The following is a 14,120-nucleotide window of genomic DNA, read 5'->3' on the forward strand; positions in this document are numbered from 1 at the left end:
GCACCGTTGTTCGTTCTAGACCGCCAGTACGCTGCAGGGAACCTGGTACAGAATATGTTCGGTGGTACTTCCCAGCAGTTTTTCCAGCCCGTGACGTTGAACCCTGCCCATCACAATCACGTCCACATCGTGCTCTTCGGCAAACTCACTGATCGCCGCCACGGGATGTCCCTCCCTGCTATGCCTGTGCTCGGCCATCACACCGAATCTCCTCGCCAAAGCGCTGTAATGCGCTTGCAGTTCCTTGCGCCGAGCATTCATCAGTTCCGAAACCGTCCAGTTGTTCACCACTTCATCCAGATAGTTTTGCGAGACGTCATAGGCATATAACAGGTGCAACTCTGCACCGAACTGAGTGGCGAAGGATGTGGCCTGTTCGACGATCCGGTCATTGAGAGCGCCCCCATCATCTTCGCTTGCAGCTACATCCACTGCCGCTACGACCTTGCGCGGCAGACCCGGGCCAGCAGCGCCCAACAAGTAGACCGGCACCGGACAATCACGCAGCAGCTGCCAATCCAATGGGGTAAACAAAGCGCGTTTGAGTAAGGATTCGTGCTGCACTTCCTTGATCAGCAAATCGGGCTGGTTCACGGTGACGTGATCGAGGATCTCCCGTTTCATGTCTTCGGACCAGCCAACCTCCGTCGTCACCCGCAAACCTTCGGCTCGCAGGCTGGCAGCCTGGCTTGCCAGCCACTCGTGATGGTCCTGTAAATAGGCCGCACGGGCCCTTGCCCGATCCCCTTCCTCCAGCAGCGACAGGAAATCCCACCATTTGATCAAGGCTGCGATATGCAGCGACGCGCCGCTGGCTTTAGCCAGGGCGGCGGCCTGGCTTATCGCCGGAGAATGGCGCAGGGCCGGGTTGATGATCAGCAACAAGTGTTGATATTGACTCATGATTGCCTCCAGAGAGCTTGGAGCCTGCGGTCATGCGATGGCGGCTGACCCAGACCGGGTAAAGCAGACAACGACGCCAATCAAGGTTGCGCCACAGATGAGTGGCGTCCTTGATAAAAGTCATACGCAGTGCGCCTGGCTCTCGTCGTACTCACGAAATGCGGAACGCCACGACCGTGCTGACCAAGGCGTTTGGAAAACCGACTCAACGGTTGCCGAACTCGCAAGCGACCTTGATCTGGATCAATCAGTGCGAGGAAGAACGGGTTCGAAATAGAGTCATGACTCGGCTGCGCCCGCATCTCGGGTAAGGGACAGTCACAAGCTGATCGAACGCGTGAAAGTTACAGATGCGGCCACAGGGTGATACTTCCACAACCCACCCTCTGATTTTGCTTTGCGAGGTTCACAATATGGTCATCAATGATCCAACCATGACAACTGCCTGCGTCCGCGACTCAAGCGGAGACAGTTGCGCTCTGTTTCACGAAGCGGATCGACTCAGCGAACAGGCCTATGCCGTCCTTGAAGAGCCATTTTCCACAGAGACCATGCACAAGTTCACCGAAGCCAGGAAACGCGCCGATGAGAAGTATCGGCAAGCCTGGCAGCAATGGCAGTATGCGCAGGGCGGGCGCAGTCACTGAGCGGTGCCTGGGCCTAGCTCGACACAATCGCGATACTCCGGCACCGACACTGACCATCCCAGCTCCAGGCTGATGCGTCGGCGCAGGACATCTGAGGCATTGGGTTCGCCGTGCACGACATAAGTATGTCTGGGGGCCGTTTGAAGCCGCGCAGCCACTGGATGATTTCATCGGCATCGGCGTGCGCAGACAGGGTCTGCATCGCCACGACTTCGGCGCGAATCGGTATGTCCTGGCCATGGATCCGCACCGATTCCGCACCAGCGACTATTTGCGCACCGCGCGTGCCACCGGCCTGGAATCCTGGCATCAGGAGTGAGTTCAAGGGATTGGGCGCCAGCGCTTTGAGGTGATGCAGCACTCGCCCGCCGGTGGCCATGCCGCTGGCAGCAATAATCACGGCCGGGGTGCGTTGCTGATCCAGATCGATGGATTCCCGGGTCGAGCGCACGAATTGCGTGCCCCGGCACATGCCGTCGCATTCCTGCGGTGACAAGCGATGCTCACCGCGAAAGCGCTGATACAGGTGTGTAACGTCAGTGGCCATGGGGCTGTTGAGGTAAACGGGCAAGTCCGGGATCGCCCGCTGCTGCTTGAGGCGGTAGAGGTGATACATCAGCAATTGTGCGCGTCCAACCGCGAACGAAGGTACGAGGGTGATGCCATGGCGCAGCGCCGTACGATTGATCACCTCAGCCATTTGCTTCTCTGGAGCGTCTTGTGGATGTCGACGATCACCGTAGGTCGACTCCACCAGCAAATAGTCGGCCTGCTCAATGGTTTCCGGGGCGTACATCAGTGGATCATTCGGCCGCCCGAGGTCACCCGAACAGACCAGCGTGATGCCATCGGCGACGACTTCAACGGTGGCCGCGCCCAGAATATGCCCCGCGCCGCGCAGCAGGATGCTCAACCCCGGAATAATGTCGATGCGGTGATGCAATTCGATCGGGTGCAGCAGTGCCAGCGCCCGCATGGCGTCCTGCTCGGTGTACAGGGGTAACGCTGGCGAGTGTTTGGAGAAGCCGTGCTTGTTGGCAAATGCCGCCTCCTCTTCCTGCAGACGGCCGCTGTCGAGCAGCAGGATTTTTACCAGTTCACAGGTTGCCGCGGTTGCATACACCGGGCCGCAATAGCCATTGCGCACCAGCACCGGCAGGTATCCGCTGTGATCGAGGTGGGCATGAGTCAGTACGACCGCATCAAGGTCGCTCACGGGAATCTGGAACGGGTCGCGGTTATGCAGGCGCAATTGCTTGTAACCCTGGAACAGGCCGCAATCGATCAGGACATGCCGGCCATGATGCTCCAGCAGGTATTTGCTGCCGGTGACCGTGCCGGCAGCGCCCAAAAATGTCATTTGCATGGCCGTCTCCTCGAACCATCGTGTAAGCGCTATTGATCGCTCTTTCGGGTCCGGGGCAGTTGATTTTTATCAACTGCTGCTATGACCCGTCACACGGGAGAAGGCATCGTTTTCACCATCATCAAACTGCACGGAGCCCGGTTCATCAGGCATTCGGCCGTGCCGCCGATGAAGCCGTCCAGCGCTTGATGGTGACAGATGCCGAGCACCAGCAGGTCGAACGCGTTCTGCCGGGCGAAGTCTTCGATCACCCGGTACGGGACACCCGAGAGCAAGTGGCTATGCTGTTCATCGAGACCATAGCGCTCGGCCAGCGTATCGAAGGCTTCCTGCTGAGTGTCGTTGATCGCATCGCGCAAACTGTGATCCAGACTCAAGTTCGGCACACTCATCGCCGCATCACCCACCACTGACCAATTGGCGACGTTCAACAAGTGCAACGATGCATCGCATTTCGACGCCAATGTCGATGCAACGCCGAGTATCCGGTCGTTGAGGCCTTGGGTCAGATCCTCGAGATGCGACAGGTCAATGGCCGCCAGTATCTTCAAGGGTTTCGGATGTGCGGCCTCGGTGACCAGATGCACGCAGGCGGGACAATCTCGTACCAATAGCCAGTCCAATGGCGGATGAAACGTTTGATTGAGCGCTGAAACATGGTGAGCATCCTTGATCACCAGATCGACATGAAAGTCATTGATGTACTCAAGTACATGCGCCGGCGTGGCCTTGGCCCAGACCACTTCGGTGCTGACTTGCACGCCGGCGCCACGTTGAAACCGGGCCTGCTGCTCCAGCCACTGGCGATGCATCTGCAAATAGCCTTCACGCGCTTGCGCCATGGCGTCGTGGTCGAACAGACCGGCCAACGCCAGGGACTGGACATGATCGAACGCCACGATGTGCAGCAACGCGCCACTGGCCCGAGCAAGTGCCTGGGCGCGATCAAACGCCGGGGTGCGGGTCATTTCGGCAGGTGCGATCAACAGAATTCGTTTGAGCCTGAACATCACGTGTTTTCCTGGCAATGCTTGCCGGCCGGGGGCCAGCTCGACGTCCGTGTCCGGTTTGATAGATCGCCGACTACTTGCCTGTTGCCTTTTCGACCATTTGCCTGGCGCGCTCATTGGCTTCATCGGCAGCACGCTGCGCCTGTTCGGCTTTCAACATCGCTTCGTCAGCCCGCAAACGCGCCGTTGCCGCGTTGTCTTCGGCAGACTCAAGTCGCGCATCCATCTCCTGGGCATGGCGATGGTGGTGGCTGCAACCGGAGGTTGTAGCCAACAGGATACTCAGCAGGATGATGGACAAACGCGTGTTCATGGTTTTCCCCTTGGTTGATCGCAGCGTTGCTGAATCGATGATCCGAGTATCAGGCGCTGCCCGCTGCCCACTCTGATATTTGTCAACCAATGACGGCATTGAACAAAGGGTTGAGCAAACGGAAGCAGTTGATCTATCGCAATGTATCTACGCCATTCAGGCGTAGAAAAAACAGTGCGCGGCATTCGCCGGCGTGGACCGTCACCCAAAAGAGAGAACGCCGTCATGAGCGATTTGGACTTGCGTAAAACCATCCTGGAGGAACTCGAATTCCAGCCAGACATCAATGCCGCCAACATTGGTGTCAGCGTGGACAACGGTGTGGTCACCCTCTCCGGACACGTCAATACCCTTGCACAGAAAGTCAGTGCAGAGCGGGTAGTAAAAAGCGTCAAGGGTGTGCGCGCGCTGGCACAGGAAATCGAGGTCAAACTCAAGAACAACGGAGGAACCGCGGACGACACCATCGCCGAACGTGCCTTGAGAATCATCCAGTGGAGCTCTGACGTTCCCGAAGGCGATCTGAAAATTACTGTGCAACACGGGCGCGTCACGCTGGAAGGTGAAGTGGACTGGCAATACCAGAAGGAAACCGTGGAACGTTCGGTCCGCAAGCTGTCGGGAGTCACTGGCGTGAACAATCGTCTGGTGCTGCGCCCTCGGGTTGACGTCTTCGATATTCAGGAGCGTATCGAGGCGGCGCTCAAACGCAACGCCGAATTACACGCGCACAAGATTCGGGTCAAAGTCGACGGCGATGTCGTAACGCTCGAAGGCCGCGTTCATCTGTGGCGAGAGCGCCCGATTGCAGAACGGGCGGCGTGGTCGGTTCCTGGCGTGACGAAAGTGGAAGATCATTTGTTGCTGGCGTGACTGAAGCTTTGATTTGCTCCGGCTTTCATCCCCGCCTGGCACTGGAGAATCACGACCACCGTCGTGATTTTGTTCCGCGAAATGCAGACATGCTGGAAGAGCAAGTCATCACTCAGTGGACAACGGCGGGTGTCCACTGCCAGTTCCGCACTTCGGGCAGATCTTCGCCATGCTCGATGAGGTACAGCTTGTGTTTTTCCATCATTGACCAATAACGCGCCCTAGCGGTCTCCACCAGCTCATGGAACCTGGGAACGCGCTCGATCACATCCAGTGCCAATTGGTAGCGGTCCAGGTTATTGATGACCGCCATGTCGAACGGGGTGGTGGTGGCGCCCTCCTCCATGAAGCCACGCACATGAAAATTGTCGTGATTGGTGCGTTTGTACAGCAGTCGATGAATCAACGCCGGATATCCGTGGAAGGCGAAGATCACCGGCCGGTCGATGGTAAACAGTTCATCGAACGCGCTGTCAGACAGGCCGTGCGGGTGTTGCAATCCAGGCTGCAGCACCATCAGATCCACCACATTGACCACTCTCACCCGCAAGTCCGGGACATGGCTGCGCAACAGCGTCACGGCCGCCAGGGTTTCCAGGGTCGGCACGTCGCCGGCGCAGGCCATGACCACGTCAGGTTGCTCATCGTCGTGGCTGGCCCATTCCCAACGGCCAACCCCGGCATGGCAATGACGCACCGCCGCATCGATGTCCAGCCATTGCCATTCCGGTTGTTTGCCAGCGACAACGACATTGATGTAGTTACGGCTGTTCAGGCAGTGGTCAACCACGGACAGCAAACAGTTGGCATCCGGCGGCAGGTAAATGCGCACGATGGCGGACTTCTTGTTCGCCAGCAGATCGATAAAGCCCGGATCCTGATGAGAAAAACCGTTGTGATCCTGGCGCCAGACGTGTGATGTGAGCAGAAAATTCAACGATGCAATGGGTTCGCGCCAAGGTACCTCGGCGGCCGTCTTCAGCCATTTGGCATGCTGACTGACCATGGAATCGACAATATGGATAAAGGCCTCATAGCACGACAGCAAGCCATGGCGCCCGGTCAACAGATAGCCCTCAAGCCAACCCTCACACACTTGCTCACTGAGAATCTCCATCACTCGGCCGCCAGGGGCCAGGTTGATATCCTCCTCTTGCAAAGGCTCCATCCAGGCCTTGGCGGTGACCTCGTACACCGCGTCAAGTCGGTTGGAGGCGGTTTCGTCAGGGCCGAACAAGCGAAAGTTGCCCGACTGCAGGTTGCCCTTCATTACGTCGCGCAAGTACGTACCGAGCACTCGGGTTGCTTCGGCGCGCAAGGCACCCGGCGCCGGCAGATTCACGCCATGACCGGTAAAGCGTGGCAGATCGAGCGGCTGCAACAGCAGGCCGCCATTGCCGTGGGGGTTGGCACTCATGCGGCGCCGGCCGGTGGGAGCCAGCGCGGCCAGTTCCGGGAGCAAGACGCCGCTGTCGTCAAACAGTTCGGCTGGACGGTAGCTGTGCATCCAGTCCTCCAACTGCCGCACGTGCAGCGCGTTGCGGAAATCCGCCAAGGGCACTTGGTGGGCGCGCCATGTACCCTCGACGCGATGACCGTCGACAAATTTGGGGCCGGTCCAGCCTTTGGGGGTGCGCAATATGAGCATTGGCCATAACGGCCGTTCAACAGGGGCCGAAGCCTGACGCGCCTGATACTGGATGTCGCGGATCTTGCCGATGATGGTGTCCAGGGTACGGGCCAGGTCTTGATGCACCCGCTGCGGATCGTCGCCTTCGACAAAGTAAGGATCGTAGCCATAGCCATACATCAAGGCCGACAGTTCATCCTCGCTGATGCAGGACAGAATGGTCGGATTGGCGATCTTGTAGCCGTTCAGATGCAGGATCGGCAGTACCGCGCCGTCACGCGCTGGATCGAGAAACTTGTTGGAATGCCAGCTGGCGGCCAGTGTGCCGGTCTCGGCCTCGCCGTCACCAATCACGCAGGCCACGATCAGATCTGGATTATCGAATGCCGCCCCGTAGGCATGGGCCAGGCTATACCCCAATTCGCCACCTTCGTGGATCGACCCCGGCACCTGCGCCGACACATGGCTGGAGATCCCGTACGGCCAGGAAAACTGCCGAAACAGGCGTTGCAGGCCGTTGATATTGCGCTCCACCGCGGGGTAGCACTCGGTGTAAGTCCCTTCCAGCCAGGTTTGTGCCACCACCGCAGGCCCGCGTTGCCCGGGTCCGGCGACGAACAACACGTTCAGATCGTAGTGCTTGATCACCCGATTGAGATGGGTATAGATCAGATTCAGCCCCGGCGTGGTCCCCCAATGGCCCAGCAATCGCGGCTTGATATGGTCCAGCGTCAATGGCTTGCGCAACAGCGGGTTGTCTTTCAGGTAGATCTGTCCCACGGCGAGGTAGTTCGAGGCCCGCCAATAAGCGTCCAGCCCTTGCAGTTGCTCAGCATCGAGATAATCACCCATGACACGCTCCGCGAAAGTCTGATGAATGTTGTCATCCGCCGATTCTGGGAGCCTGCAAATGCGAAAGACTTGACTTACATCAGATTTGAACACCGTCCTTGGAGCTCAATAGAGCCGAAGTTGCCCATCTCTCGGCAATCCGGGTACTCCGTCCGTCCGTTATCACGCGGGAAGGCCGAATGAAAAGCATGTGCGCCGCCACGACATCTATGCTTATGACACCCCCAGAGGTGCCCTTCCCATGCTTGAAGCTCTTTCTTCCCCGCCGATTCTCAAAACTGCCTGTTCCAACTGCAGTGTGGTCGAGCTATGCCTGCCGCTCGGTCTGACTGGCCCGGAGGTCGAGCGGCTCGACACACTGATCGTGCAGCGATACAAGGTGAAGAAAGGCGCTGCTCTCTACCGGACGGGGGACCCGCTACGCTCGCTGTACGCCGTGCGAATAGGCTCGTTCAAGACCAGCGTGGTCTCCGTCGACGGCCGCGAGCAAGTGACCGGTTTTCATATTCCCGGCGAAATGCTCGGGCTCGACGCCATCAGTATCGATCAACACGCGTGTACTGCGTATGCGCTGGAGGACAGCGAGGTCTGTCCGATCCACTTCGCACAGCTGGAAAAACTCGCGCAAAGCCTTCCCTCCCTGCAGCACAACCTCAACAAGTTGCTGAGCCGGGAAATCGTGCGCGATCACAGCATGTTGATGCTCATGGGCAATATGAACTCCGATGAGCGCCTCGCGGCTTTCCTGCTCAACCTTTCACAACGCCTCAGCTCCCGTGGCTATTCCTCGAAAGAGTTCGTGCTGAAAATGCGCCGCGAAGAAATCGGCTCCTACCTTGGGCTGCGTCTGGAAACCATTTGCCGCGGCATTGCCCACTTGCGCGATCAGGGTTTGGTGGAAATCACCGCACGCGACGTAAAAATCCGCAACATGGACGGCCTCAAGCAGATGGTGTCGGGCTGCAACCGCCAGAGTCATTGAGCCCGTCCATGCCGCCTGAGAAGGCCCGTAATGCCATTGCTGTGGCAGCCATCAGAACAGGCAAGCGGTCATGTATCAGAACCTCGCCCTGCTTGCCGCTTTCCTTCTGACCTACAGCATATTTGCCGGGCGCTTCGAGTCACGTCTGCTCAATGGACCACTGATGTTCATGCTGGCGGGGCTGATTCTCGGCCCGGCGTTTCTGGGTATTCTGCAACCCCGGATCGATAGTCATGGGCTCAGGATTCTTGCAGAACTGACATTGGCGATCGTCCTGTTCAGTGATGCAGCCAATGCCGATCTCAAGGTGCTCAAGGCGCACGAAGGATTACCGCTGCGCTTGCTGTTGATCGGTCTGCCGCTGACCATGCTGAGTGGCTGGCTGCTGGGCATCTGGCTGTTCCCGCAGGCGCCCTTGATCGAGTTGGCATTACTGGCAATCCTTCTGGCCCCCACAGACGCAGCGCTGGGCAAGGCTGTCGTGAGCAATCCCAAGGTTGCGGCGCCCGTGCGCGAGGGATTGAACGTGGAAAGCGGGCTCAACGACGGCATTTGTGTTCCGGTGTTGTTGATGTTCCTGGCCTTGTTGATCGAAGAGCACACGCAGTCCCCCTCTCGCTGGCGATAGAGCTGTTTTTCGAGGAGCTTGGTATCGGCGCGCTCATCGGCGGCACCCTGACTTTCATGGCCTGGCTGATGCAGCGCTACTCTGGAAAACATCACTGGCAGACACCGATGTGGTCGCAGCTGACGCTGCCCGGATTGGCGGTGCTTTGCTTTGCCACCGCCCAAACACTGGGTGGTAGCGGGTTTATCGCCGCATTCGTCGGCGGGCTGCTCGCCAGCTATCTGTTTGCTGAACAAAAACATGACCTGCTCAAGGCCAGTGAAGAGTTCGCCAGCCTGCTGTCGATCATCACCTGGGTCGTGTTCGGCGCACTGGTGATCCCCTCGGTCTGGAGCAGTTTCACTGTCGATATCTGGCTGTATGCGTTGCTCAGTCTGACCGTGATTCGCATCGTGCCGGTACTTGTCAGCCTGACGGGAACCGGCTTCGATTTCGAAACCCGCCTGTTCATCGGCTGGTTCGGCCCGCGAGGTTTGGCCAGCATCGTCTTCGCCATAATGATTTTGGACTACCCTCTGCAAACCGGTCGGACGTTGGTAGCCGTGGCGGCCTGTACCGTTTTACTCAGCGTGCTGCTCCATGGCTTGAGTGCCAATCCATGGGTGGCACGGCTGGCAAATCGGATTAATTGATAATTGTCAGAAATGCCACCGTCTGCCGCGACTAGGGTTGTGACGGGACGTGATCAAGCGTCTGCCCGAACACCCCTCACAGCGCAAGGAATGGGCAGGCGCATGAGCCTTTTCCGGCAGTTGCTCAGATAGCCCGTCGCCATTTTCGTCGGCGGTCTGAGCCTGTCTCCCAGTGCGTTCGATGGCTGAGCGGTGATGCGTTGCGCAAATCGAGGGAACTCCGATGGCCGACTCAAGCAAGAAAATGAGCCTCATGGGGCTCACCACACTGGTGACGGTGAACATGATGGGCTCAGGCATCATCATGTTGCCGACGAGCATGGCCCAACTCGGGGCCGTTTCATTGCTGTCATGGATCGTCACCGCTGTCGGCTCGATGGCCATCGCGTATTGCTTTTCCCAGTGCGGCATCTTCTGCCTGCGCTCTGGCGGGCTATCCGCCTACACCGAAGAGGCGCATGCAAAGTCAGGCTTTTTCTGTGCTCTTACCTGTACTTCCTGTCGCTGGCCATTGCCAACGTGGCGGTGGCGATCTCTGCGGTGGGATACATGACATCGTTCATGCCCTGGCTGGGAAGCGGCGCCATTCCTTTATTCGTTGGGACAGTCGGCCTGCTCTGGCTGACCACCGTGGCGAATTTCGGCGGCCCAGGCATCACCGGCAGGATTGGTGCGGTTACGGTGTGGGGGGTGATCATTCCTGTAGCGGGCTTGAGCATCATCGGTTGGTTCTGGTTCAAGCCCGACCTGATCATCGCCGCCTGGAACCCGAATCAACTGCCGATATCCGAGGCCATCAGCAAAGCGATTCCCCTCACGCTCTGGGCGTTTCTCGGCATGGAGTCGGCAGCCCAGGCCTCAGATGCGGTGGAAAACCCCAAGCGCACCGTACCGCTGGCCTGTCTGTTCGGGACATTGGGCGCAGCGGTGGTCTATGTGCTATCGACGACGGTCATTCAGGGCATTATTCCCAACGCCGAACTGGCCAACTCATCTGCTCCTTTCGCGCTCGTTTATGCACACATGTTCAATCCCCTGGTCGGCAACATCATCATGGCGCTCGCGGTAATGGCCTGTGTTGGCTCGCTGCTGGGCTGGCAGTTCACGTTGGCGCAAACGGCCAAGGTGACCGCTGATCAGGGGATGTTTCCAAAACTGTTCTGCAAGGTCAGCGCACGCAACGCCCCCATCGTCGGGATGCTGGTCTGCGGCGTACTGCAGACCTTGATGGCGCTGTCGACCATTTCGCCGAACGCAAGCGCGCAGTTTGGAAAACTCGTCAGCCTCGCGGCGGTGACCAACCTGATTCCCTACGTTACGGCAGCCACCGGGCTGCTGGTCATGATGTACAAAGCCAGAGTCAGCGCCGCCGTATACACGCGCAATACCCTGCTGTTAGTGGTTGCCGTGGCCTATTCGTTGTATGCGCTGTATGCCTGCGGCAAGGACGCGGTATTCGGCGGCATCCTGGTCCTGGTGTTCGGCTACCTGCTTTACGGTTTCCTCGCCAAACGTTTTGTCGCTGCCCCTGCGCCTGTCGGCCCCCGGCCTGATACCCCTTGATCGAAGTCTTCGGTACAGCACAGAAATCTGAATTCGAGGAACCGCGCGCATGAACGTGAAACTGACCAGAGCCCACCACCTGCTGCTCGTCTGCGTCCTTGCGCTGCTACCGGTAGTGACCCATGGCAATACGCTGGAGCGCATCCGTGCCAGTCAAGCGATCACCCTTGGCTACGTGCCTGACTTCATGCCTTTCAGTGATCAGGCCGCCGATAAAGCCAGCGGCTATGCCATCGATCTCTGCCTGAAAATAGCCGAGAAGGTCAGGATCGATCTGAATGTGCCGGCGTTGAAAATCAATTACCAACCGGTCTCGCTCAACGACGAGATGAGCGCTGTCAGTTCCGGCAAGATCGACATTCTTTGTACGCCGACCCCACCCACGCTGGCGCGGCGCAGGGTCGTCAGCTACTCGGTGCCGATTTACACCGCCGGGCTCTCGGCCGTGGTGCGCCAGGATGCTTCCGAAACCTTGCTCAATGTGCTGAATGGCAAAGTGGCCCATACCGGGCCAACGTGGCGAGCCACGGTGAACCGTGGTCTGGCCAATCAGACGTATGCCGCCATCGCCGGCGGGGTCACCGAAACGTGGATACAACAGCAGATGCGATTGCTGGGTGTGGTCGCCACGCTGGTCACCGTAGAGAACGCAGAAGCCGGTCTGAATCTGGTTGCCAATGGCAAAGCCGATGCGTTTTTCGCTGAACGCATGCTGCTCAAGCATCTGCTGACCAGAAATTATCCATCGGGCAACCTGGTGCTGGTGGAGCGGATTTTCGAGTACGCACCGACGGCGATGGCAGTGGATCGAGAGGATGAGGATTTCCGTCTGCTGGTCGACACGGCGCTGAGTGAAATGTACCGATCCGGCGAAATTGAACAGGCATTCGACAAACATCTGGGCGGCGCCGGCGATGCGGCCAGGAAGCTGTTCAAGATCTATGCAATCCCCTAGCGGGCCAGCGAACAGGCTGGCTCGCTACGCTGCGATCATGCTCACCGCACAGGCTCTTTCCTCACCGCCAGAATGCTCCCCGGCACCGAATACAATGCCCGCTCGGTGGTGCTGCCGATCACGCGTTCGATGCCCACGCGATGAACCGTGCCCATCACCACCACGTCGGCCAGGTACTGCTCGACGAACTCATTGATGACCTGCACTGGATGGCCCATGACGAAGTGTCGACGCTCAGGTGGCACACCGTGACGATCGGCAAGGGCGACAAAAGCCTGATGCAGTGTCTGACGCAGCTCGTTCGCCAGATCTTCGTTCCAGCCACCGTTGATCATTGGTGCATCGCCGTTGAAAGCGGCGGACAAATCGTAGGCGCAGAGCAGGTGCAACGGCACGTCGCATTGCAACGCCAAAGCGTTCGCCGATCGTATGATGACGTCGTTCAAGCCATTGATTTGGGTATCTGGATCAAACGGGTCAACGGCCGCGACGACACGATGCGGCAACGCATAGCGAATCTGATTGACCAGATGCACGGGGATCGGACACTCACGCAGCAGGTGACAATCGAGCGGCGTGATGAACACGCGCTTGAGCGCCGGTTCCAGTCGCACATCCTTGATCAACAGGTCGGGTTTGAGCACATGGACGGTCTTGAGGATGTCCAGCAGCGGATGGCTGGAGAAGACCACATCAACGGTGCCGTCCAGCCCCTGGTTGCTGAGCTGCTCGAGCTCATCGGCCACCCAGCGACGGTAGCGCCGCTGATAGCGCTGAGCATCCACGTCATCGATTTTTTCCTCCCACAGATGGGTGATCGGCACCGGCTCGACGAAGGCCCTCACATCCAGCGCCGCCCCGCTCGCCTTGGCCAGTGCGATGGCACGCAGCATCGCCGCCGATTGATGCAGCGTCTGGTCAGCGACCAGCAACAGACGTTCATATTGGCCCATCACACACCTCCGCTCGGCACCGGCGCGGTGGGCCGGCAGGCTTCAAGACTGCGCCCGCTCGCCCTGGCCGGGCGTTGATTTACATCAAACCCGGGTCAATCAACGAGGCGCATGGCAGCTGTCTGATGTAGATCAGATGTCGCCGTGGGCAACCGCGTAGAAGGGAGGCAAGCGGACGGTTTTCCAACCGCCCGCCAGCCTTTCGAACCGGATGGAGAATGACCATGCTCACCGTCAAAGACCACAACGATCAGGCCGTGGCCGCTTACGCGGCGGTTTCCGGTCAATACTGGATTGAGGCGCTCAAGGACGGTCGCCATGTATTGATCCGGCCGCTCACGGAGAAGGATCGCCTGCGCGAATACGACTTCATCAAGCGCCTGTCCCCCGAATCCAGGCACATGCGTTTTCTCGCCCAGATCGGCGAACCCGGCACCGCTCTGCTCGACCAGTTGATGGACACCGATAACAAACAGCGCACCGCCTTCATTGCACTGGTTCACGAGAACGGCAAGTTGATCGAAATCGGCATCAGCCGCTATGCCGGCACAGGCGGACATCAATGCGAGTGCGCGGTGACGGTCGCCGATGAATGGCAGCACTTGGGCTTGGGCACGTTGCTGATGGAACACTTGATCAAGGCAGCCCGCCACAACGGATTTCGCCAGATGTACTCGGTCGATGCCGCCAGTAACGCGGCGATGCGCGATCTGGCCAAAAGCCTGGGCTTCGAGACCCACAATGATCCGGACGACGCACGCCAGGTCATTCATCGTCTTGACCTGTAAATGAATCGCCCCGAGGTGAGTCGGC

The 14,120-nt window shown here is 58.7% G+C and carries 10 protein-coding genes and 3 pseudogenes; 7 read left to right on the plus strand and 6 right to left on the minus strand.

Annotated elements, in window-relative coordinates; all coding sequences use genetic code 11:
- Positions 1-15: 15 nt before the first annotated feature.
- Positions 16-903, minus strand: a complete 888-nt coding sequence (locus ACZZ0K_RS11115; protein WP_252883750.1) for a universal stress protein — start codon at positions 901-903, stop codon at positions 16-18.
- A 434-nt stretch (positions 904-1,337) separates the two neighbouring features.
- Here ACZZ0K_RS11115 and ACZZ0K_RS11120 point away from each other — a divergent pair, with 434 nt between their 5' ends.
- Positions 1,338-1,550, plus strand: a complete 213-nt coding sequence (locus tag ACZZ0K_RS11120; RefSeq protein ID WP_252883749.1) for a hypothetical protein — start codon at positions 1,338-1,340, stop codon at positions 1,548-1,550.
- Here the strand turns inward: ACZZ0K_RS11120 and ACZZ0K_RS11125 are convergent.
- The 3 genes and pseudogenes from ACZZ0K_RS11125 to ACZZ0K_RS11135 form a co-directional block, all read right to left on the minus strand.
- Positions 1,544-2,916 (minus strand): annotated as a pseudogene (locus ACZZ0K_RS11125) (MBL fold metallo-hydrolase RNA specificity domain-containing protein). The gene ACZZ0K_RS11120 and the pseudogene ACZZ0K_RS11125 sit on opposite strands and share 7 nt — an antisense overlap.
- A gap of 89 nt (positions 2,917-3,005) precedes the next feature.
- The gene (locus ACZZ0K_RS11130; protein ID WP_258708123.1) at positions 3,006-3,926 is read right to left on the minus strand and encodes a universal stress protein; all 921 of its coding nucleotides are present in this window, start codon (positions 3,924-3,926) and stop codon (positions 3,006-3,008) included.
- 73 nt (positions 3,927-3,999) lie between these two features.
- A complete protein-coding gene (locus ACZZ0K_RS11135; protein WP_252880047.1) occupies positions 4,000-4,239 on the minus strand; it encodes an Lpp/OprI family alanine-zipper lipoprotein in 240 nt (79 codons plus the stop codon).
- A 225-nt stretch (positions 4,240-4,464) separates the two neighbouring features.
- Here ACZZ0K_RS11135 and ACZZ0K_RS11140 point away from each other — a divergent pair, with 225 nt between their 5' ends.
- Positions 4,465-5,112, plus strand: coding sequence for a BON domain-containing protein (locus tag ACZZ0K_RS11140; RefSeq protein WP_463559101.1), 648 nt, complete (start codon positions 4,465-4,467; stop codon positions 5,110-5,112).
- A 112-nt stretch (positions 5,113-5,224) separates the two neighbouring features.
- On the opposite strand, the gene ACZZ0K_RS11145 is transcribed toward ACZZ0K_RS11140, so the two are convergent.
- The gene (locus ACZZ0K_RS11145) at positions 5,225-7,594 is read right to left on the minus strand and encodes a phosphoketolase family protein (RefSeq protein WP_463559102.1); all 2,370 of its coding nucleotides are present in this window, start codon (positions 7,592-7,594) and stop codon (positions 5,225-5,227) included.
- A gap of 241 nt (positions 7,595-7,835) precedes the next feature.
- Between ACZZ0K_RS11145 and fnr the strand changes: the two genes are divergently transcribed.
- From fnr to ACZZ0K_RS11165, 4 genes and pseudogenes are all read left to right on the plus strand, one after another.
- Positions 7,836-8,576, plus strand: a complete 741-nt coding sequence (gene fnr, locus ACZZ0K_RS11150; RefSeq protein ID WP_258708121.1) for a fumarate/nitrate reduction transcriptional regulator Fnr — start codon at positions 7,836-7,838, stop codon at positions 8,574-8,576.
- A 70-nt stretch (positions 8,577-8,646) separates the two neighbouring features.
- Positions 8,647-9,836, plus strand: a pseudogene (locus ACZZ0K_RS11155) (cation:proton antiporter).
- Positions 9,837-10,059: 223 nt separating this feature from the next.
- Positions 10,060-11,399: pseudogene (potE, locus tag ACZZ0K_RS11160) on the plus strand (putrescine-ornithine antiporter).
- Positions 11,400-11,448: 49 nt separating this feature from the next.
- Entirely contained in the window at positions 11,449-12,354 is a 906-nt protein-coding gene (locus ACZZ0K_RS11165) for an amino acid ABC transporter substrate-binding protein (protein ID WP_258708118.1), read from the plus strand.
- Between the two features lie 41 nt (positions 12,355-12,395).
- On the opposite strand, the gene ACZZ0K_RS11170 is transcribed toward ACZZ0K_RS11165, so the two are convergent.
- Entirely contained in the window at positions 12,396-13,307 is a 912-nt protein-coding gene (locus ACZZ0K_RS11170; RefSeq protein WP_150635443.1) for a universal stress protein, read from the minus strand.
- Positions 13,308-13,531: 224 nt separating this feature from the next.
- Here ACZZ0K_RS11170 and ACZZ0K_RS11175 point away from each other — a divergent pair, with 224 nt between their 5' ends.
- Positions 13,532-14,095, plus strand: a complete 564-nt coding sequence (locus ACZZ0K_RS11175) for a GNAT family N-acetyltransferase (protein WP_041478749.1) — start codon at positions 13,532-13,534, stop codon at positions 14,093-14,095.
- The last annotated feature ends 25 nt before the right edge of the window (positions 14,096-14,120 follow it).

Source organism: Pseudomonas sp. AC255 (assembly GCF_979258175.1).